Origin of the sequence: Micromonospora acroterricola (assembly GCF_003172955.1) — a bacterium.
In the GTDB taxonomy this organism is placed as follows: Bacteria; Actinomycetota; Actinomycetes; order Mycobacteriales; family Micromonosporaceae; genus Micromonospora; species Micromonospora acroterricola.
Window position 1 is genome coordinate 19,978 of sequence record NZ_QGKR01000196.1, and the last position, 19,902, is coordinate 39,879.

The following is a 19,902-nucleotide window of genomic DNA, read 5'->3' on the forward strand; positions in this document are numbered from 1 at the left end:
CCTCAGGGCAGGGCGGTCCAAGTGGCCTCGGCAAGTGGCCGGCAGGATGGGCCGTCGCCGACGAACAGGTGCGGCACCCCGCCGGCCACGGCCAGGGCGGGCACGTCGCACGCCTGCCCGTAGGAGACCCAGTCGCCCGGTAGTCCGTCGTTGTCGAGGCTCGTCGCGGACACCCCGCCGTCAGCGTCACGGCAGGCCAGCCACACCCGGCCCGAGCATGTGGCGGCGGTGACCTGCCCGTGACCGCCAGGCCCGGACACCACGACAGGCTGCTCCCACGGCCCGTCGGGCGCCGCCTGGGAGGTGAGGGCCAGGGAGTCGGCGGTGCGGTAGACGAGCAGCAGCCGCCCGTCCGGCATCCGCACCGCGCTGGGTGGCGACCCGGCCGGCAGGGACGGCAGGTTGGGGTTGAGCTTGAACGGCCCATTCGGCGCGGTCTGATACCAGTGCAGCAGCCCGGTGGTGGTGCCAGCGAACACCTCGATACGGCCGCCCGGGCCGACCGCCGCGGTGACGCCGTCTTGGATGTCGGTGCCGCCGAGGTCCGTCCACGGGCCCCAGCCGGCGCCCGGCGCGGTCTGGGACCGGCTGGACACCCCGCCGCCGCCGTTCTTCACCAGCAGGCACAGCCGGCCGTCAGCGTGGCGGGTGACCGTCGGTACACCCATCTGCGCCTCGTTGGGCTGGCCGGCGTTGTGGTTGCCCAGCGACGACCAGGTCGACGCCCACGGCCCCGACGGGCTGGTCTGCCACAGGCACACGATGCGGTGATCCGACAGGCGCCGCGCCAGCAGCTCCATGCGGCCGTCGAGGTCGTAGCCGATGGCCAGGCCGGGGGCGATCGGACCAGTGGATCCGCCGAGTACTCGGGGCTGTGACCACGTCCAGTCGTCGACCTGCCACCAAGTCACCACCCGCCCGGCGCGCACGGAGAACACCTGCAACCTGCCGTCGGCGTTGCGGCCCACCCAGCCGTTGCCGCGCGGCCACCGGTAGAGCATCCGCTCACACCAGCCGTACGGCTGCGCGTCATCGTCGTAGGCGGCGTACACGTCGAAGGTGGCCCGCTTGTCCGCCGCCACCTGCGGCGCGAGGGTGGCTGGCACGGCGGTGATGGAGTACCCGCGGTACGCCAGCGCCGGCACCCCCGCCGCGGTCGCAGCCTCACCAGCAAGGCGGGCGGAGACGGTGTGGTCGGCGTGGTCGTGCGGCTCGTACCGGGACTCCGGCCACGGATCCAGGGTGCACACCTCACCCGGCTGGTAAACGTCGATCAGCGCTCGCAGCGCGGCAACGACGTCCGCTCGGTTGTAGCCGTACACCGGGGCACCCAGCCCGCCGGGGACTTCCACCGTGAGCTGCGGGGTGCCCGCCTCCAGGGCGGTGAGCTGGCCGTCCGGGAGGGCCAGCCACAGCAGCCGGATCCGCCCGTCGAGGGTGTACCGCTCGACCTGCTTTCCGCCGACCTCGATCAGCTCACCCGACCACTCCGACTGGTCACCGGTCGGCTGGTAGCCGGCCATGTGGGCGTACGCATCGCAGATGCCGCGCTGCCGGGACCGCGCCCGCTCACCCGCCGTCGCCCCGGTGCCGCTCCCCTGCCCGGCGGTGATGTACACCGTCGTCACCTCGCCCCGGGCGCGGATCGCGTCGGACAGGTCGGGGTTGAGGAACAGCAGGTCATCGTCGGGATGGGCCACCACAGCCAGGAAGGTCACAGGCCCGCGCTCCGATCGGTCACGGGAGGATGAGCACAGTCAGTTGGGTGTGCTGGGCGTTGAGCTTGATCTGCCCGGTCGCGCTCGACGCCGCCGCCCGGAGCTTGAACGTGTGCGATCCGGAGGAGCCCAACACCACCGTCATCGAGCCGCTGGTCGTGCCGCGGGTGTTGGTCTGCACCGCCTGATTGCCCGGCCCCCACAGGGACTGAGGGGCCGCCTGATCCACGCCGTCGATCATCACGTTGACCACCGCCATCAGCGACGTGCTGCCAGCGACGGTCAGCACGCAGTCCGCCGTCCACGTCAACAGCGCCACCGCTCCCGACCTGGGCACGCTCTTCGTGATCGAACAACCGGGAAGGTCGGTGATCGTGCTCGTCAACGTGTACAGGCTGGAGAGAACCGCAGTTCCCTGGAGCGGCTGCTTGGCGACGAACAGCGCCTCAACAGCCTCGGCGAGTTGCTGGCCAAGGGCCGGGCCGTTCGGCGGGTCGCTGTTGACCTGGTACGGGAAGCCATAGGTGGGTGTCGACCCGGGCATCGATGTCCTCCAACTCGGGGCAGCAGCGAACCCATTCGGTGGCTGCGATCAGTTGCGAGGCCAGCGCACAATGCGACCGTGACCTCAAAGCTCATGCGTCTGCTGACCCCCGCGACCGGGGTTGTCCTCGTCGCCTTCGCGGCCGCGGTCGCCGTGTCGTGGACCGCCTTCGTCTCCCGGGTCACGCACAACCCGGAGCCCATCGTTGGGCGGCCCACGTTCTCCGTGGCCGGGGCGATCCGCCTTCAGCCCGGCGACTTCGAGCGGCACGGTCAGACCTGCCAGGGCACGAAGCTGACCGGCGACTCGCAGGTCATCGTCACCGACTCCGCCGGGGCATCCCTCACGTACGCGCCGCTGGCCGCCGGCCGGCTGCGCGACGGCGCGTGTGAGCTGCCGTTCACGCTGGTCATTCCGGCCGGCGAGGGCCCCTACGGGCTGGACATCCCCACCGTGGGGCTCATGCCGTACACGGAGCAGGAACTGACGGACCTCATCGACATCACGTTCGGCTGAGGCGTCACAGCGGAATCACCGTCAGGTTCCGGCCACCGAACCGCACCGACCCCCCGACGCCGAGGTCCACCGCCGAATACTTCGCTGTGAACGTGTGCGAGCCGGGGTTGAGGCCCTCCTGGAGCACCAGCCGGGTAGCTGTCGGCCCCGAGCCGGCCGGCCCGTACCAGGCCAGCGCCGGCGGGGTGTCACCCGTGGGGACTGTCGTAGCGCCAGTGATGGCGTAGGCCACCTCACCACCGCCGCTGGTCGTCAGCAGCGTCACCGTCGAGGTGATGAAGACGAGGCATCGACCGGACGGGCCGATGACCACGTCGGACACCACCGGCCCGACTGTTGCCAGGTCACCCCAGACCGCTGATGTCCTCGTCTCATACGTCGCCACGGTGACGCTCTTCGTGCGGATCGCGTTCAGCGCCGTTGCCGCGCCGGGCGTACCCGGGACGGTCAGCCGACCCAGGATGCACCACGACGGCCCCGACGTAAGGATGCCCACCACGTCGCCCGGCGCGAGCAGAAGCGCCTCGTTCGTGTTGAGCACCGGCACGTTGTCCAGCAGCGCGCCAGCGACCTCGACGGTGTTCTCCGCCGTGACAGGGTTCCAGGCGCGGACGATGCCCTGCCGGTAGCCGACACCCTGCGCTGGCTGGGCGGCAAGGATGGGCGCCAAATCATCGGAGGCGTACGACATCACAACTCCCCGATCAGCACGCTTGTTTGCTCCCTCGTTGATGCTGTCACCGGCGCCCCGACCGTCAGCGCGATGGTTAGCCGGTCAATCACATGCAGCTCCGACCGGCCCGGGTAGGTGACCCGGATCGGGTCGTACGGCTCCAGCGCCGGATTGGGCACCGCCGTGAAATCAACGGCGTACGGCAGGCCGAGCTGCTTCGCCAGCATCGCCGCCGCCGCGTTGCGAGCCTGCTGCAAGCTGGTGATGAACGGGGAACTGAAGAACCGGGGAACCTTCCCGAAGCTCCCCCACCAGTTCGTCGGGGAAGTTGGGCTGCTGTCCACCACGACGGCGCGTACCGGGGTGGTGGTATCCGCGCCCTCACCGGTGGCCACGACCGCGTTGTAGACGCCCTCGCGGGTGAGCCGCCGGGACAGGGACACCAGCACCCCATTCGCGCCGTGGTTGACCTCCCACACCGGCTGCGTCGCCGTCGGCGGGGTGCGGATGACGAGCACGCCCCGGTGGTCCCACCACCACACCTTGCCGACCGACGAGACCAGTTCGTCGAGGACCTTGTACCGGTCCTCTTCGGCGATGACCTGCCGGCCGATCGGGGTGTCACGCACCCCCGACTCGTCCCACTCGATCGTCGCCCACGGGTATATCTCGCCGACCAGCGTCGACACCACCGAGCCGTACGTCGCGCTGGCGGCGAAGGGCCGCGGGGCGGTGAGCCTGCCGTCGACGATGCCGGACATGCGGTCCCGGCCCATCACTCGGATCGGCCCGTGGGGTGCCCGGTCCTGCTCGGGCGTGTAGATCCGGTGGTAGCCGAGGCTCACCCATTCGGTGGTGCCGTTGCCGTAGCGGATGCCGCGTCGTACGAACAGTTCGTTGCCGTAGGGGGCGAGTAGGTCGCTGGCCCGGGTGGGCCACATACCGGCGCCCTCGGTGGTCATTTCCAGGGTTGAGCGGATCTGCGCTGTCCCGTCGATTTGGACGTCGCCACCCTCGATGGTGATGGCCGTACCAGGAGGGTTGACGCCGGTGAGCCCTGCTGGGACGACGCGCGCCTCGAACACCGCCCGATGGGAGCCACGCAGGGTACGCAGGAACGCATCGCTGACGGGCCTCACGAGACGGACCGCGCGGAGGCATCGAACTGGCTGTGGCACGGGACGCAGAGCGGCCTGTAGTGGCTCGGGTCGGCGCTGTAGCGGCGACCATCCACGTGTTGCAGCTCATTGGGGTCAGAGTTGTCGTACGCCCAATGAGCGGCCTGCGCTGAACAACTTCCGGCTGCACAGGGGTAACTAGAAGCGGGACCTCGGCGGTATCGCACCCGGAGGTGCGCCCCCCGGGCGGCCTTGTTACGTCCATTCTCCCAGCTCGCGATCACGACACGATCACGTCCTCAGGGTCGCCAACCAGCTCCAGCACCGACCCCCACGTCGCATGTGCCGTCAGCAGGTCAGCCCACGTCGCGTACGTGTTCAGCACCGTCTGCCAGTTGCTGGTCGCCCCCACCACGTCCGGGCCCGGCGCGGCAGCCTCCACGCACGGCAGGGAGAACACCCGCATCGCCAGGTCAAGGGTCGGTGGGGTGATCTCCCGGGTGTCGCCTACAACCACATACCCGGCCGGGGTCGCCGACAGCCGGCCCGCCGCTGGCGGCACCTGCACCAGCAGGACGTCACCCGAGGCGAGCAGCAGATCCAGGTCCGAACGGTCCTGCTCCGAGTACGTCGACAGGTCCAATGTCCACTGCCGGGAACCCCGAACGTCTGTCACCGCCACCGGAAAGCTGCGCCCCACCACATCGAACACGCCAGCCCGCGACCGGCGGATCACCTCCGAGACGTCCCGGACGGTCACCTGCCGGTTCAGGAACGGCCTGGCCAGTGACTTCAGCCACACGCCCCCGAGAGCCGGGGTGACCGAACCCGAGTAGATCGTCCTGAACGGGACCGTGACCAGGAAGTCGTCCAGGGTGTAGGTGAACGGCAGCGTGTTCGTGCTACCGGCGTCGATGATCGTGCGGATGCCAACCTTGGTGCCCGTGGTCAGCGCCGTGTCCGTCGCCGACACCTGCCAGTCTGGTTCGGGATCACCCTCCCGCCATGCCCGGCCGAGCAGCAAACTGCCCGACGCGTCCAGTTCCACCACGTAGCGGGTGCCGGGAACGTGTGTGACGCCGGGCAGCACGATCGAATCGAGTGTCGTGTCCACACCCGCGACGCGCTTACGGATTGAGCAGGTGATGTTCAGGTCGGGGATGAACCCGAGCCTGCACTGGTAGAAGTTCGCGTCGTCGGTGAACCTCGCGATGGCGTAGACCGTCAGGGCGGTGCCCGCCGGCTGCGCCACCGCCGGCACGCTCGACGTCACCCGCACCCGCGCACGGGTCGACCCGACGTCGACCACCGAGATGCGGCCCGAGTTGGTCGTCGAGTGAATGTGTTGCCCCGCGTTGCCATTGGCAGTGAAAGCCGCCGCCGTGCCGAAATGCTGCCACACCTGCCCGGACGGGGCATTACCCCAGCCTGCCGCCGACACACGGCTGTACTCGTCCCACGCAGTCGCCCCGACCACCCTGTAGAAGTTCGGCACGTCCGGCGCGAACTCGTAGTCGTCCACCCGGATCTCGCCGCTCACCGGGAGGCTCAACTCGCCCCCACGCACCGTTGTCCAGCGAACCTGATCTGTGGACCGCTCGACCCGCATCATCGCTAGGGCACCGAGGCCGTCCGCCACGATCCGCACCCGGGACAGCTGCGGGTCGTACGTCAGCGTGAGGCTCACCGCGATGCTCCCGCCCCGGCGCCAACACGCCGCTTCAGCCCACGGTCACGGGCGCTGATCTGCACATCCACGATGTCCGTCAGCTCCCTGTCACCGATGAACACCCGCACCTCCGGGACACCCGCCGCTCCCGCACCGCCTGAGACGGTGCCCGGCACGACCGCCGCCCCGTACCAGCGGGCCGCCCTCGACAGGATGTCCAGCGACCGGTCCGGATCCCCGAACCGGGGCACGAACGCCTCACCGCCAGTGGCCGGCTCCGCGAACGCGTACCGCGCAGGCGCCGACGCGCTGTAAATCCCCGCCTCACGCAGGTTCAGCAGACCGTCCTGGGCGCGCTCAACCACACCACCCCACCGCATGCCGGTCGAGTAGCCCTGGCCGCTGTGCGCCGAACCCGCGTACGTCGTCGTCATCCGCGCCCGGATGTCGATGCGCCGGTCAATCGAGTCGATGCGCTGCTTCAACAGCCGCGCCGACTCCAGCGCCGAGCCCATCCCGGGGGTGGAGACCTTCACCTCGCGCTTCGCGGGGATGGCGAACAGTTGGTCAGCCAACCTCCGAGCCTCACCCGCGCCGACACCCATCGCCCGGGCGGCCTCGATGAACTTCGCCCGACCCCGCTCGGTGGCCGCCGACGCCAAATCCTGGCTGCCCGTCTGGGTCATGATCGCCTCGGCGCTGGCGTTCGCGGCCTCCGCGATACCGATCAGGGCCTGCCGGTTCGCGCGGCCCTTCTCCGTGTTCTCGTCGATGCCGTCGTTGTTCTTCTTACCCGCCTCGGTGGCCCGGTCGATGGCCTCTTCCAGGCGGATGTTGGCCTGCTCGGCGCTGATGTTCTCGCCCGCCATCCGGCGGATCGCATCGGTCAGCGACTCCACCTCCACGGCGGCGGCAGCAACCGTGTCACCCGTCTCGGTGAACCCGGCGATCAGCTCCTCAAGATTCTCCGACAGGCCACCGCCTGCGGCCTTCGCGTTGTGTTCCTCGACGATGAGTTGCAGAAGCTTGTCCCGGTCGCCGGCCAGCAGCGCCCCGAACTTCTCCATCAGCCCGTACGCCTCGGTCAGCGCGGAAATGGTCGAGACGACGCTGCGGATGCCGGCGGAGAAGACACCCCACAGCGCGGCCAGGGCACGCGACCCCTCGTAGGCGTTCTCCGACAGATCCTCGAAGACGTCCCCGACCAGGTCACCGGCGTCACGGGCGATGTCACCCAACACGTCGACGACCGGACCGGCCCGCTGGACTGCGGTGGCGAACCCGTCAACCGCGTCCTCCGCGCCGGCCAGCACGTCACGGGTCAGCGGCGCCAGCATCGGAGCGGCACGGCTGAAAGCCCGCTCCAGGTCATCGCCGATCTCGCCGATCTCCGACCGGACGATGCCGAGCGACTCGACGGTGGCCGGGACGAACGACACCGCCCCGCGCTGCAACTCCCTCATCAGGGTGTCGCCAGTCAGCTTAGCCGCAGCCTGCACCTGCGGATGCTTCGCCGCGATGGCCACACCGCCGACGAGACCCCCAGCGCCGGCCGCGCCCACGACAGCGCCGGAGAGCACCGCGGCGATACCCGGGGCGGCGAGGGTGGCGGCACCCACCAGGCCAGCGCCGATGCCCGCCTGAGCCTGCGGGGGCAGGGTGCCGAAGACGTTCGACATCGCCGCCGAGATCGGACCGCCAGCACGGGACAGGCCGGCGGCGATGTTCTCCGCCAGCCGCCCGCCGATACGGACGCCGTCCTCGACGACCTCGTCGTCGTCCTTGAAGTCGATCAGGCTGCGGAGGCTGACCCGGTCGCGCAGTTTCCCCTGCTCACCCGCCAACTCCTTCGCCAAGTCCGCGCGGACCGCCTGGTCGGATGTCGCGGCGATCTGCCGGGCAAGGTCGCGGATCCCGCGCGTCGTCTCGTCGATCTGCCGGTCGAGCCGCTCAGCGTCCGCGCGGAGCCGGTTCAGACCCCGTCCGGCGTCCTTCGCCGACTCGCCGAGATCCTCCGTTGACTCCTTCGCCCGGTCCGTGCTGACCGTGGTGTCCTTCGCCGAGTCGGCGACGTCGTCGAGGGCGGCAGCGGTCTTCTTCGTTGCTCCCGTTGCCCGGTCCATGCCGCGCACCAGCGGGGCCTCGTCGACATCCAAGCCGACCTTGACGGTACGCGTCACCGTTCACCCCCTCGGCACGAGTTGAACGGCGTGCATGATCGCCGCCGGGAACTGCGGATTCTGCGCGGCAACGGCCTGCTCCGACCGCTCCAGCGCCGCGCAGCAGTGACACTGCACCGGCGTGCCCGGCGCCGGCAGGTACACGGCCGTGGCGGTCGGGTTGTTGTAGTCATGCGCCGGGTCGGTCGACTCGGCCAGGTCATGGCCGCAGCGCTTGCACAACCCCGCCTCGTACTCCTCCAACGCCACCATCAGCGCCACCTGGTGGTCGTTCCACTCCGCCTCCGGCGTCGACCTGACCAGCCGGCCCTCGGCGTCGTGCTCGTAGGCGGTGGACGGCTCCCAGCCCTCCAGCCGCCGCGGCGCTACGCCGAGGGTTCGGGCGAGCCGGACTCGCTGCCGGAAACCCGGGTCGTCAGCAAGCCGGCGACGGAGAAAGGGACATCAACCTCCGTCATGTTGAGGTTCCAGCAGGCGCGCCACAGTTGCCGCCACTGCTGCTCAACAAGCAGCTCACCGCTCGCGTCCAGCAGCGCCGCCCACGTATCGTCCTTCAGCTTCGGCTCGACCGTCGACGCGCGCACCAGGGCAGGCAGGAACGTCTCCCGGTTGGCGCCCAGCGCCGCGTCATCGGGGTGCACCCGGCCGCCGTCCTTGCGCGGCGGGTGCGCGTCGGCGAGTTCGTTCCACTGCTTGCGCGGCAACGCCCGCAGCAAAAACTCCACCGTGCTGGCCTCGACCTCAGCGCGCAGCGCCTCCATGCGCTCCACCAGCGGACCCGTCCCGTCCCCGCCCAGCCGAGGATCGGCGGCGCCCTTCACCTTCGACTCGGCGAGTTCCCGGGCGAGGCGACGCCACTCGACGACCAGGTCACCGCGCGTGCACACCGGCACCCGATCCTCGGGCAGTCGGGCCCCGGTCAGGATCGCGTCGAAGTCGGTCACGTAGCCACCACCGCGTCGATGACCACGTCGCCGGTGACGAACAGCCGCTGCGTGACGGTGTGCACCGAGTTGGCGCCGTTCCAGTTCTTCATCGGCTCACCGGCGGTGACCGGCCACACGTCCACGATGTCGCCGACGGCGTACGCCTGGGCGCGCGGCACCCCGTAGCGGGTGACGATGTACCCGGTCACGCCCTCTTCGAGGGTCAGGTACGCCTCGTTGTTCGCCGCGTCGTCCGGGTTGTGCACGTACGTGACGCTGAGGCTCTTGGTCTTGCGGCCGGGCTGCTCGAACGTCTGCGTTGAGGCGATGCGCTCGTCGGTGACGGTGGCCTGCTCGCCGGACGGGGCGAACCCATCGCCGGTGACGTAGCCAGCCAGTTCCTGCGAGCCCGCCGCGTTCAGTTCGGTGGCGGCCTTCGGGGCGGCGCGGTCCGCGATGGTCGGCACAAAGTCGATGCGCAGGGTGCCGTCGGACGGCACCGAGGTGGGCAGCGGGGACGTCATCGGGTCTGCTCCTTGCCGGCGGTGGTCTTGGTGCTCTTCGCGGTCTCACTGGCCGGCAGGGCGCGGCCCATCCGGTCGGTCGCGTCGCCGTCCTTGACGACCTCGGCGCCGCGCTCGGCGAGCTGCTCCGCTCGCCGCCGGCCGACGCTGTACTCAGCGTTCGTGTTCTTGTCTCGGATACGCACCAGGTCCGGCACGACTCCTCCTCAGGTGTGGTGCCGGATCAGCCCGGCAGGGATTCCAAGCGGTAGACATCGATCTGGTCGTACACCCGCCGGCCCGTCGACTCATCGGGTCGAGCAGGCGGGGAGTCGTCATGCCGGATCGGGAACGCCTTCCGACCGGCTATGGCCGGGACGACGTCGAGGTACGCGTCGCGGACCTTCCCGGCCGTGATCCGCGCGGACGTGTCGTTCAGGCCGACCGAGTGCACCGTCGCCGTGGCCACACCCCGCGTAGACCTGAGGTCGATCGTGGGGCCGAGGTCGTAGCGGACGGAGACCCACGTCACCACGTACGGCAGCGCGGTCGTAGCCGTCGGAGTGTTGCCCTGCTCGTCGGGGAACACCCGCAGGCCCGGAACGGCCCGCAGCAGGGATAGGAACGCCACCGCGTGCGGATCGTCGCTCACAGCGCCCCCAGGGCGTCCGCAGCGGCCTTCTCCAGCCCCTCCACGAAGTCCGGCGACCAGCGGTCCAACGCCGGCCCGAGGTGGGCGTACGGCGGGTTATTGACCGTGCCGTACTCCAAGATGTTGCCCAGCGGCCCCTGCCGGCGGTCCTTGTCCGGCCCGATCTCCGCCGACACACCCTTGCCGACGCCAAGGTCAGCCCAGTCGTAGGTGATGGCGTTCGGGTAGTCGGGGGCGTGAGCGATGCCCGAGGCGAGTTCCCGCGAGGTCTTCTTGATGCCGTTCGCGGTGAACTGCACAGCCTTGATGATGTTGTCGTGAGCCTGCTCCGGCACCTCGGCCAGCTCGGCGACGAGGTGGTTGACCTGCGACGACTCCGTGCTGATCTTCATGAGGTTGCCTCCTCAATCCCCAGCCGGCGGGACGTGGCATGGCTCTTCGCGAACTCAGCCCGGATCGTGAATCGTCGACCGACCAGCCCCGGATCGTGCACGCACCCGGTCAGTCGCACCCGATGGCCAGCTCGCACCGCTGTCGAGGTGAGCACCGGCAGTTGGAGCACCCGCGTCACCATCAGCAGGTCCGCCTCACCCACCCGCTGGTCTGACGCCGACGGCGCCGCCTGCTGCACCCGGCACTTCCCCGTGTAGACCGGACCGTATGTGTCGGTGACCTCGCCCGTGTCCGGGTCGGTCGTCGAACCCGTCACCTTCTCGACCACGCACTCGTCGACCATCAGCGCCTCAGCGGCAACCCGCCCGCGGGCCAGCACCGACTCCAACACGGCAGCCTCCTACTGGACGTGGCCGGGCTGGCTCGGATTTCCCGCGCCGGCGACCGGCCGGGCGACCTTGCCCGCGTCGGGACGGGCCACTGGGCCGGAATTCGGACAGGCAACCTTCGGCGTCGGCAGCGGACCAGCGGGGATCGGCATGGCTGCCCTCCTCAGGCTCGGCGGTAGGCGAGACGCGGCGCGAACAGTTGGTGCGCGCTCGACGCGCTCAGGGCGACCGCCCCGAACGCCCCGGCCACGCCGGCGGCGAAGTAGCCCATCCGGCTGCCCGACATCAGGACCGTGGTGGTGCCGATGTTCAACGGGCCCACACCGGGCGGACCGTTGACGACCCGCACCGTCGGCGCCGTGGTGTTCGTGCCCTGCCACGCCTGCGAATACCAATGCACACCGGCAGGCAGGAGCACCGGGGCGCTGGGCGTCGAGGTCTTCACCCCGATGGAGGTCACGTCGACCGCGCCGAAGTCGACCAGCGGCCCGGACTGCACCGGCAGCCCCGTCGCCGGATCGTGGAAGAACACCCCGTGCCGGATCACGCCAGTACCCACCACGGTCACCTCGAAGACCGCCTGGTCAACCCACACCGGCTCCGGGAGGTACATCTGCCAGAAGTACTGGGTCTGGAAACCACCGGTGTACGCCTGCGCACTCACCAGCCCCTGCTGGGTGATGAAGTACGACCCGGCGCCCGCCGTCGCCCCGGCCAGGGTCTCGAAGCGGGGCGGCTCCGCCGTGGCCCGCAGCACCGTATACCCGGGTCCGGACGGCACGCTGTAGGTGATGCCGCTACCGGTGACCCGGTCCGCGGTGACCGCCGTCGGCACCCACGCCGGCACCAGTCGCTGCCCGAGCAGCTCGGGGGCGGGCATCCGCGCGTCGGTGACCGTGTCGGTGCGCTCGATGATCGCCCACGTGTCCGCGCCATCCGACACGACCAGCTCAGTCGGGCCGAACGGCGGCGCCAGGTACCGGCGGTACGCCGTCCCAGACAGGGACTCGCCCGCGTTGAGGGTCTTCGCCCAGGCCAACTGCGGGTAGCTCTTCTTCGTCGTCGGCGCGATGAACCAGCCCTTGGTGGCCGCGTTCTTCAACCGCTGCGACGGATGCCCGTCGGCGGTGGGCAGCAGACCCATGGCCAGGCCGTACTGGGCGGCGCCGGTGGAGTCGTAGGCCCACTGCGTCATCGACGCGGCCGGCACCAGCGGGGACAGGTAGGCGGCCGGGCCGATGTCCGTGGTGCCGGTGACCGTAGCCAGGTCAGCGAAGGTCGAGAAGTTCACGCCGCCGGCCGCGCCCACGCCGGGCATGAACTGCCGGCGGGTGCCGCCGGACGGCAAGGTCAGGGGAAACGCCTGCGTGACGCCCATGTTCACAATCGTCTTCTCGACCGCGGTGACCCGCTGCGCCACCACCACCTGCGCGGCCGTGATCCGGTACGTGTTGCTCACCCGGGCCAGAGCCGGCACCGAGGACAGATTGGCCAGCACGGGCGTGCCGACGTGCGACTGCGCCCAATCGACCATGCCCTTGTACGAGGCGATCAGGTACGACTCCGAGATGGTCAGCACCTGACCGGCGGCCTTGCCCGTCGCCACCTGACGCCCATCCAAGGCCGCCGTCGCGGTGTGGTCGTAGGACGACGGGTGGATCTGGGTGACAGCCACCCCGCCCGAGATCGGCACCGCGGTGGTGTTGGTGGCGCCGGAAACGTGGGTGAGGGCCGCACCGGGAGCAGCAGACGGGCTGCTGACCACGCCGGACGACACCGTGTACGGGCCGGCGAACAGCAGCACCGACGACGACACCACCGCCAGCAGCGTGAACGTCCGCACCCCATCCGACCAGGTCGAGCCCACGTCGGCGGTGGCCTTGCCGTGCCCGGCCATCGTGACGTTCCAGGCCGTCCAGCCGTGGTTACCGCCGATGTAGCACCACTGCACGTTGATCGGCGCGTTGTCGTCCGGCGCGTTGTGAATCGCCGTACCAGTGGCGATCGTCGGCCACACCAGATCATCGGCGGTCACCGACGGCACCAGCACCACATTCGGGTTGGTGACGTCCGCCGGGGCGGCCTGCGACTCCTCCCCGTACGCCAAGTTCCAGGGCATCAGGATGTCCCGGGTCGCGTCGAACGGTGAGCGGACCAGCAGGCTGTTGCCCGACCGGTACACCGACACGCCGGCGGCCCGCTGCAACGCGGTCACGTTCGCGGCGGCGTCGGCGAGGTACCGGCCGCCGGCGAGCTGCCGGTCCACCACGTACCCGAACGGCTCGTACGCGGTCGGTGAACCCAACTCCAGTTGCGCCGCATCCACCTTGCTGGACGCCACGGTGAAGGCCAGGAACGCAGCCCCCGACGGGATGGTGAAGGTGACCGGTCCCTCGCTGGCGTTGTTGGTGTGGATCTTCGGCGTGCCGTCCGCGTTGAACGTCTCGTAGTTTCGGCAGTTGCTGATCGAATACGTCTGACCCGGCATGACCGGGTACTTCGGCGACGCTGACCAGGTGGCCAGGGCGATCGTCGTGGAGCCGACGCCGTTCCAGAACTGGCCCGCCACCGCAGTGGCCTTGTCGAACAAGTTCTTCCCCGGCTGACGGGGCAGTGACACAGCGGTGGCCGCCGCGACAGCAGCAGCCTGCGCCGCGTTCGCCTTCGCCGACGCGTCCGCCGCGGCATCATCCAGCGCCGTATCGAGCTGCCCGGCCAGCTCCACCACCCGGTCGACGACCTTCGCCGCGACCGGATACCGAGGGCCCCCGTTGACGCTCACGTACACGACGTCCCGGTCATCATCCGGGCCCAGGAAGTCCGGCAGACCCGACGTCACGTCGACCTTCACCGTGGAACCCGGGATCGGGTCGCCGTCCGGGTCGGTGGCGATGTCCGCCAGTTCCGGGCCGGTCAGCGCGTCGTAGACGACCGCGTCGAGCTGCGACGCCACACCCAGGGTGTTGTTCGGCAGCAACTGGTAGGCGAGCCGATCCGCGGAGTCAGGGAACCTGCGGCGCGTCACAGCCACCTCCTGGCACACCTGACCGGCTGGACCGGTGCCGCAGGGCGGATCGTGAACGCACCCGACGACGCCATGCCGGCAGCCGCACGCACCCGGGCGGCCTCCGACTCGGTCAGGGCGGCGCCACCCACGAACTCCGTCGCGTACGTCACCGAGTAGTCATCGACCTGCTCCGAGCGGACACCACCCGGGTTCAGCAGCACCCGCCGTGCCACCTCCAAGGCGACCGGCAGGAACGGCGACAGATCCGACAGCGCGTCGTAGCGCGCCGCCCCGACCTCAGCGCGGATCAGCGCCGCCGCCAGGTCACGCGCCAGCGCCGCCGACGCCGCATCCAGGCCGTCGGTCTGCATGTACGAGGCGAGCTGCTCCAGCTCGAACAGAACAGGCACCGCTCACCCCTCTCAGGTTGGTGCAGGTGGGCCGGACGGCGGGGAGGATGCCGCCCGGCCCCGCTCCTGCTACTCGGTCGGAACGCCCGCGGCGTCGAGGGCAGCCCAGATGGCCTCCCGGGACGCGTCCGCCGGCACCTCGACTTCGTGCGCTGCGGCGTACTTCTGCCACGCGGGAGCACCCGAACCGGCGCCGCCCTTCGGCGGAGGGCCGTCCTGCTTGGAAGCACCGGAGCCGTCGCTGGTCTGGACGGCCTTCAGCTCAGCGATGCGAGCCTCCAGCCGAGCCAACTCGGCCTCCGGATCCTCGACGCTGGACGGCACCTTGCCGCCCTCCCACGCCTTCGGGTTGGTGATCTTCTTCGCGGCCCACGCCGGAACGGCGTCCAGCGGCCCGAAGACGTGCGTCTGGTCGTGCTCGTCTGCCACGTGCACGTACGTGGCCAGCTTCGCCCCGCTCACGCCACGTCCGCCACGAAGCTCAGGTCCGGGTTCGCCTCCACCGGCAGACCGATGCCGGCCGATTTCGTCCAGAGGGCGATCGGGTCCTCGGTGGAGTAGACGCCAGCGACGATGCCGGGCCGCTCGCCCTCGTCCAGGCCGTACCGCGGGTCCAGCGACTCCGCGGTAGTGCCCCACAGGGTCGCGCCGAGCTGGCTGCCCTCACCGTCGTTCGGGTCCACCGGCGCCGGCAGGTAGAGGAACTTGTCCACGGGGATCGGCCGAGTCGCCGAGCCGTTGACGTTGATCTGCTCATCGACGATGTACCACGGCGGCAGCTCGTGGTCGTCGAGGATGCCCCGCAGCGCCGCCTGCGACACCCGCGAAGGCGCGCCGAGGGTCGACCCGACCAGTGCACGGATCTCGGCGTTGCGCAGCAGGTAGCCCAGCACCGTACTGGACATGACCATCGCGCCCGGCGCCTCACCGTTGGTGGTGATGTACGTCTGCCGCCAGGACAGCAGGTCCGCCAGCGGCGTCGCCGTGGCGATCGTCGACCAGACGGTGCCCGGGGCCACCGAGTGGCTACCCGAGCGGCCGAAACTCACCGTCGCGACCACGCCGTTCTCGTTGATCGTCACGGAGCCGTTGACCAGGGCGTCACCGCGGGCCAGTTCCATCCGCGCCGCAACCGAGCGAGTCATCCGCTCCGCGTCGGTCATCAGACTGTCGCGGATCGCGCCGGCGTTCGCCGAACGCTGCCGCAGCCGGTCGTACTCCCCGAGGCGGATCTTCCGGCTGATCGGGGGCAGCTCGCCCGAGACCCGGGTCAGGCCCGGCCGGGAGCCGATCGGCGACTCCGCGTCGTACGCGCGGAAGGTGGCGGCCTCGATGAGGCCCTCGCCGCCGCGGGTGAAGCGGTACTCCAGGTCGTCGATGGGCCGGTTGGGCAGCCACCGGGCCAGCGTGAACTGGTTGTCCGGCAGGTTCGCCGCGGCCTCCCGGGCGTAGCCGGTCAGCTCGACAGGCTCGATGTAGTCAGCGTTGAGCAGCATGGTCAGCTACCCCCTCTCAGACGTACCGGATGCGGCCGGCGACGTCGACCTTGCCGGCCGCGTCGACAGCGATGGGCAGGCGGGCTTCGATGACACGTCCGTGCCAGAAGAGCGCCCCCTGCGGGTCCTGGGTGTTGACGGCCGGCGCGTCGACGGTGCAGAACAGGTGCCCGACGAGGGTCTGCCTGCCGTCTACCGCGGCGTCGTCGTACGGGCCGTACAGCCCGGTCGCGGTGATCTTCCCGAGCGGCAGACCGCTGGGGAAGTAACCGTTGGGGTAGTGGGTGCCAGCGGTGAACGCGCTCGTGTCGAGCGTGATCGACTCGGCCGAGCTGGTGGCGTGGGCCGACCCCAGCCACCGCTGGTCCTCGTTCTGGAAGGTTTCGGTTACGGGGTTGAGGTTCATGCCCTCGCACTCCTACGTCGTGGTTGTGGACTTCTTCTTGTGCCGCTCCGCGTACAGCGACCGGCCGGCATCCAGAGACGACGCCTTCTCGCCGGGCCTCGCGCCCTGCGCCGGGTCCGGACGCATGCCAACCCTGCGGCGCGCGTCCTTGCCGTCCTCGTCGTCCTTCGGCCCGCCGAACGCCGCCAGGAGGTCGTCGGCGTCCTTGGCCAACTCCTCCTTGGAGGAGCCCTGCAGACGGGCCGCCTGCGCCGCGGTGAGCTTCTTGTCCGCCTGCACCTCGGCGCGCCAGCGGGCCACCTTCTCGTCCTGGATCGCCTGCTCCTGAGCGGCCAGCCGCTCAGTGATCTGCTCGACCTCGCTCTTGCCCTTGCCGGCGTCACCGCCGCCGAGCGCCTCAGCGAGCTTGCGCAGCGGCGCCAACTCGGCGAGCTGCTTCTCCAGTGACTTGCGGGCCTCCCGCTCAGCCGCCAGCGCCTTCTCACCGCCCGGGCCGAGCGGCTTGTCCTCGCCGCCCTGGCCACCGTCGTCCGGCTTGTCGGCCGGCTTCTCCGGCTCCTTGCCGCCCTCCGGCTTCTCCGGCTCGGGTTCCGCTGCGCCGATGACCGGCCAGATCGCCTGACCGTTGCGGCGCACACCCAGCGCGCGGATCGGCGCACCGGTCAGCGGGTGGGTGAGAGTGGGATGCAGCGGCAGGTCGCCTGCGGCGTGCAGTCCCGGCTTGATGCTGGTGAGGGTCATCGCGACCTTCCGAGTTGGTGACCGGCGTCGCGCCAGGTCAGGTGATATATCCGAACCGCCGTAGCAGGCGGATGGCTTCGTCGCGGTTCCCGTCCGCGATCTTGTAAATGCTCTCGGGCATGAGCCGCGGAGCCTTCGCCGACGTGTACCGGGCGTTCTCGACCTTCACCCGATCGCGGCGGGCACCCAACCGGATACCAGCCTGACCGCGCGTGGTCGTGCCCTCCGTCGTCACGTACAGCTGGTGACCGAACACGTCCGACACCTGCAGCCGGCCGCGGTCCCGGCCGCCGCGCAGCATCCGCGCCTCATCGGCCGTGATCCGCGCCCCGGCCGGGGTGAGACCGAACGCGCCTCGCCGAGCGTTGACCACCTGCGCGATGTCGGCGCCGTCGCGGATCGCCTGAGCGCCCGCCACCGTGAACTGCCGGTTCTGCTCGATCTCGTCAAGCCGGTTGAACCAGGCCCGCGGGTTGGTCCGGATGTCGTCAGCCGTGTCCTCACCGGCGGGAACTGCTATGCAGTCGCAATGCGGATGGCGATCGAAGTCCGCCTGCCACGAATACCGGCGGCCCGCCAGCACCACACAGCGCCCGCAGGTACGGCCAACCACCATCCGGACCCAGCCGGTCGCCGCAGGCCGGGACACCAGCGCCACCTGGTCAGCCGCACGGCCCGCATCCGCTACCTGGGTGCGCACCATCGTGTCCAGCGCCGCGAACCCGCCCGCCAGCGCCCGGTCCACCTCAGCGCCAGCTCCTACCGCCGACAGCGCGCGAATCGCCGGCTCGTACAACAGCGAGGCCAGCGGACGACCGTCCGAGGCGACACCCGCCACCGACGCCGCCATCAACCGGCCCGCCGGCGACGGGTTGATGCCCTGGGCGTCGAGCACCTCGTCCACGTACTCGTCGGCGGAACGGGCCGCCGCGATCTGCGTGGCGTTGGTCAGCGCCACCAGTTCGGCGAGCTGCGTCGTCCACGACCGCGCGATGTCCGCCGGGTCGACCCGCAGCCACAGCCGCTTGGCGACCGCGGCGAGCGCCTCCACCAGCAGCCGCCGCCGGCGGTAGTGCGACCGGGCGACCTGCTCAGCCGACACTGGCCGGCTCCGCGACCGGCTCCGCCGGTGTCTCCGCCGGCGGCGTGACCGACCGAGCGCCGTTCAGTTCGTCAGCGATCCGCCGCACCGGGTCGCGCTGGGCCTCGGCCTCGTCCTCTTCCTCCATGCGCCGGATCTCCTCCGGCGCGTACCCGAGGTCAATGCGGGTCTGCCGCAGCGTCGTGATGCCCTGCTGGCGCTTCTTCACCGCCGCGTCGGCCGCCTGCGCCACCGTCGGGGTGGACGCGTCGCGCCACACCACCTTCATGCGACGCACCCGCGAATCCCAGTCCTCGCCGTCGCGAATCCGCAGCGCGATCGCCATGACCCGCCGCCAGTCCGCGCCCAGCCCGGTCTGCTTGCGCTCCACCCGCTTCACCATCTGCGCCTCAGACGACCGGATGGCGTCCGCGCTGGCCGGGTTGTCGGTGTTGAAACTCATGTAGTGCGGCGGCAGCGCCGCCAACTGCGCGGCCAGCTGCGCCAGGACCCGGATCGTGCTGTGGAACACCGACAAGTCCGACTCGGGGAACTGGCCGACCTCCACCTCGCCCGGCTTCTTCGGGTGCGCCCAGATCCGGCCAGCGATCTGCTCGAACGGCGAGATCGTGTTGCCGTTCTCGTCCTCGAAGTCCTCAGCGCCCATGCCCAGCGCCCAGCGACGGGGCATCGCGTGGAACTCCCCGGACACCATCATGTCCGTGGCCATCTTGTTGGCCGCATCCGCCAGCGGGATCGCCGAGGCGAACTCCGACCGGCCGTCGTGCTTGAGCATCCGGCCCCGGTTGACCAGCGGCACCACCGGCACCACGCCCAGGTTGTGCTCGTCGCGGTCCTGCTCCACCCACCGGCGCGCCCGGACGAAGTGCCGGGTCGAGTCGGGCAGGTACAGGGTTGCCCGCTGCACGTTGTCGGCGTCCTTCCACCGCTTCAGCGCCGACACCGGCTGCCGGGTCCGAGGGTCCTGCTCGGTGATGCACTGCGTCGGGTGCTCCACCGAGATCAGCGGAGAGTCCGTGTCAACGTCGAACGGATCCGCCGGCGCGTCCTCGGCCGCCGGCCCCTCGGCCAGCTTGCCGCGCGCGCCGACAATCGCGTACGAGCGGCCCAGCGCGATTGACTCCAGATGCGCCTGCGGGGCCTGACGGTCCATGTCGTTGTCCTGCCAGATGCCCCACACGTCCGCGTCCGCGTCGTCGACGTCTACGCCGTTGGAGATGCTGCCCGGAAAGCGGAAACCCGTCAGGTCGAGGCGCGCCTCGTAGGCGTCCGCGACCATCTCCGGCCAGTTGATGACCAGCTCCGCCAGCCGCTCCCCGAACTCCTGCTTCAGCTCCAACGCCAGGAACCGCAGCGGCTGCTCGCCCTCGTAATAGGCGTCCAGCCGGCGCAGGTGCCGCTGAGCCTTCAGCAGCTTCGCGTCGAGGTACGAGACTGTCTCCTCAGGGGTCATCGCCAT

22 protein-coding genes are annotated in these 19,902 nt (G+C 70.3%); 1 reads left to right on the forward strand and 21 read right to left on the reverse strand.

Annotated elements, in window-relative coordinates; all coding sequences use genetic code 11:
• Window positions 1–2 precede the first annotated feature (2 nt).
• The gene (locus DKT68_RS15220) at window positions 3–1,718 is read right to left on the reverse strand and encodes a PIG-L family deacetylase (RefSeq protein ID WP_161556669.1); all 1,716 of its coding nucleotides are present in this window, start codon (window positions 1,716–1,718) and stop codon (window positions 3–5) included.
• 19 nt (window positions 1,719–1,737) lie between these two features.
• Entirely contained in the window at window positions 1,738–2,262 is a 525-nt protein-coding gene (locus DKT68_RS15225) for a hypothetical protein (RefSeq protein WP_109818064.1), read from the reverse strand.
• Between the two features lie 78 nt (window positions 2,263–2,340).
• On the opposite strand from DKT68_RS15225, the gene DKT68_RS15230 reads away from it, so the two are divergent.
• Complete coding sequence (locus DKT68_RS15230; protein WP_146218378.1) at window positions 2,341–2,778, forward strand: hypothetical protein; 438 nt, start codon at window positions 2,341–2,343, stop codon at window positions 2,776–2,778.
• A 4-nt stretch (window positions 2,779–2,782) separates the two neighbouring features.
• Here the strand turns inward: DKT68_RS15230 and DKT68_RS15235 are convergent, their stop codons facing one another.
• From DKT68_RS15235 to DKT68_RS15325, 19 genes are all read right to left on the reverse strand, one after another.
• Window positions 2,783–3,469 (reverse strand): hypothetical protein, encoded by a 687-nt coding sequence (locus DKT68_RS15235; RefSeq protein WP_146218379.1) that lies wholly within the window; start codon window positions 3,467–3,469, stop codon window positions 2,783–2,785.
• Window positions 3,469–4,536: a DUF5047 domain-containing protein gene (locus tag DKT68_RS15240; RefSeq protein ID WP_236646908.1), complete on the reverse strand. Its 1,068-nt coding sequence runs from the start codon at window positions 4,534–4,536 to the stop codon at window positions 3,469–3,471. The genes DKT68_RS15235 and DKT68_RS15240 overlap by 1 nt, the downstream gene beginning before the upstream one ends.
• A gap of 313 nt (window positions 4,537–4,849) precedes the next feature.
• On the reverse strand, window positions 4,850–6,256 hold the full coding sequence (locus tag DKT68_RS15245) for a hypothetical protein (protein ID WP_109818068.1): 1,407 nt from the start codon (window positions 6,254–6,256) through the stop codon (window positions 4,850–4,852).
• On the reverse strand, window positions 6,253–8,418 hold the full coding sequence (locus DKT68_RS15250; RefSeq protein WP_109818069.1) for a hypothetical protein: 2,166 nt from the start codon (window positions 8,416–8,418) through the stop codon (window positions 6,253–6,255). Before DKT68_RS15250 ends, DKT68_RS15245 begins: the two co-directional genes overlap by 4 nt.
• A gap of 3 nt (window positions 8,419–8,421) precedes the next feature.
• A complete protein-coding gene (locus tag DKT68_RS15255; protein WP_109818070.1) occupies window positions 8,422–8,679 on the reverse strand; it encodes a hypothetical protein in 258 nt (85 codons plus the stop codon).
• A gap of 104 nt (window positions 8,680–8,783) precedes the next feature.
• Entirely contained in the window at window positions 8,784–9,362 is a 579-nt protein-coding gene (locus DKT68_RS15260; RefSeq protein ID WP_109818071.1) for a hypothetical protein, read from the reverse strand.
• Window positions 9,359–9,868 carry a phage tail tube protein gene (locus DKT68_RS15265; RefSeq protein ID WP_109818072.1) on the reverse strand — a complete coding sequence of 170 codons (510 nt, stop codon included), beginning with the start codon at window positions 9,866–9,868 and terminating at the stop codon, window positions 9,359–9,361. The genes DKT68_RS15260 and DKT68_RS15265 overlap by 4 nt, the downstream gene beginning before the upstream one ends.
• On the reverse strand, window positions 9,865–10,065 hold the full coding sequence (locus tag DKT68_RS15270) for a hypothetical protein (RefSeq protein ID WP_109818073.1): 201 nt from the start codon (window positions 10,063–10,065) through the stop codon (window positions 9,865–9,867). The genes DKT68_RS15265 and DKT68_RS15270 overlap by 4 nt, the downstream gene beginning before the upstream one ends.
• Window positions 10,066–10,091: 26 nt before the next feature.
• Window positions 10,092–10,499, reverse strand: coding sequence for a hypothetical protein (locus DKT68_RS15275; protein ID WP_109818074.1), 408 nt, complete (start codon window positions 10,497–10,499; stop codon window positions 10,092–10,094).
• The gene (locus DKT68_RS15280) at window positions 10,496–10,891 is read right to left on the reverse strand and encodes a hypothetical protein (protein WP_109818075.1); all 396 of its coding nucleotides are present in this window, start codon (window positions 10,889–10,891) and stop codon (window positions 10,496–10,498) included. The genes DKT68_RS15275 and DKT68_RS15280 overlap by 4 nt, the downstream gene beginning before the upstream one ends.
• Window positions 10,888–11,283 (reverse strand): DUF6093 family protein, encoded by a 396-nt coding sequence (locus DKT68_RS15285; protein WP_109818076.1) that lies wholly within the window; start codon window positions 11,281–11,283, stop codon window positions 10,888–10,890. The genes DKT68_RS15280 and DKT68_RS15285 overlap by 4 nt, the downstream gene beginning before the upstream one ends.
• Before the next feature lie 161 nt (window positions 11,284–11,444).
• Complete coding sequence (locus DKT68_RS15290) at window positions 11,445–14,306, reverse strand: hypothetical protein (RefSeq protein WP_109818077.1); 2,862 nt, start codon at window positions 14,304–14,306, stop codon at window positions 11,445–11,447.
• Complete coding sequence (locus DKT68_RS15295; RefSeq protein WP_109818078.1) at window positions 14,303–14,698, reverse strand: hypothetical protein; 396 nt, start codon at window positions 14,696–14,698, stop codon at window positions 14,303–14,305. Before DKT68_RS15295 ends, DKT68_RS15290 begins: the two co-directional genes overlap by 4 nt.
• Before the next feature lie 69 nt (window positions 14,699–14,767).
• Window positions 14,768–15,160, reverse strand: a complete 393-nt coding sequence (locus tag DKT68_RS15300) for a hypothetical protein (protein ID WP_201749050.1) — start codon at window positions 15,158–15,160, stop codon at window positions 14,768–14,770.
• Window positions 15,157–16,194, reverse strand: a complete 1,038-nt coding sequence (locus DKT68_RS15305) for a major capsid protein (RefSeq protein WP_109818079.1) — start codon at window positions 16,192–16,194, stop codon at window positions 15,157–15,159. The genes DKT68_RS15300 and DKT68_RS15305 overlap by 4 nt, the downstream gene beginning before the upstream one ends.
• 16 nt (window positions 16,195–16,210) lie before the next feature.
• Window positions 16,211–16,600, reverse strand: a complete 390-nt coding sequence (locus tag DKT68_RS15310; RefSeq protein ID WP_109818080.1) for a head decoration protein — start codon at window positions 16,598–16,600, stop codon at window positions 16,211–16,213.
• Window positions 16,601–16,612: 12 nt separating this feature from the next.
• Window positions 16,613–17,341, reverse strand: coding sequence for a hypothetical protein (locus tag DKT68_RS15315; RefSeq protein WP_109818081.1), 729 nt, complete (start codon window positions 17,339–17,341; stop codon window positions 16,613–16,615).
• A gap of 37 nt (window positions 17,342–17,378) precedes the next feature.
• A complete protein-coding gene (locus DKT68_RS15320) occupies window positions 17,379–18,443 on the reverse strand; it encodes a VG15 protein (RefSeq protein ID WP_109818082.1) in 1,065 nt (354 codons plus the stop codon).
• Window positions 18,433–19,902 (reverse strand): phage portal protein, encoded by a 1,470-nt coding sequence (locus tag DKT68_RS15325; protein WP_109818083.1) that lies wholly within the window; start codon window positions 19,900–19,902, stop codon window positions 18,433–18,435. Before DKT68_RS15325 ends, DKT68_RS15320 begins: the two co-directional genes overlap by 11 nt.

Bases quoted from the DNA above. Each gene is read 5' to 3' on its own strand.
- DKT68_RS15280 (WP_109818075.1), bottom strand. From the start codon at position 10,891: ATGAAGATCAGCACGGAGTCGTCGCAGGTCAACCACCTCGTCGCCGAG.
- DKT68_RS15310 (WP_109818080.1), bottom strand. From the start codon at position 16,600: ATGAACCTCAACCCCGTAACCGAAACCTTCCAGAACGAGGACCAGCGG.
- DKT68_RS15315 (WP_109818081.1), bottom strand. From the start codon at position 17,341: ATGACCCTCACCAGCATCAAGCCGGGACTGCACGCCGCAGGCGACCTG.
- DKT68_RS15305 (WP_109818079.1), bottom strand. From the start codon at position 16,194: ATGCTGCTCAACGCTGACTACATCGAGCCTGTCGAGCTGACCGGCTAC.
- DKT68_RS15325 (WP_109818083.1), bottom strand. From the start codon at position 19,902: ATGGCGATGACCCCTGAGGAGACAGTCTCGTACCTCGACGCGAAGCTG.
- DKT68_RS15225 (WP_109818064.1), bottom strand. From the start codon at position 2,262: ATGCCCGGGTCGACACCCACCTATGGCTTCCCGTACCAGGTCAACAGC.
- DKT68_RS15265 (WP_109818072.1), bottom strand. From the start codon at position 9,868: ATGACGTCCCCGCTGCCCACCTCGGTGCCGTCCGACGGCACCCTGCGC.
- DKT68_RS15235 (WP_146218379.1), bottom strand. From the start codon at position 3,469: ATGTCGTACGCCTCCGATGATTTGGCGCCCATCCTTGCCGCCCAGCCA.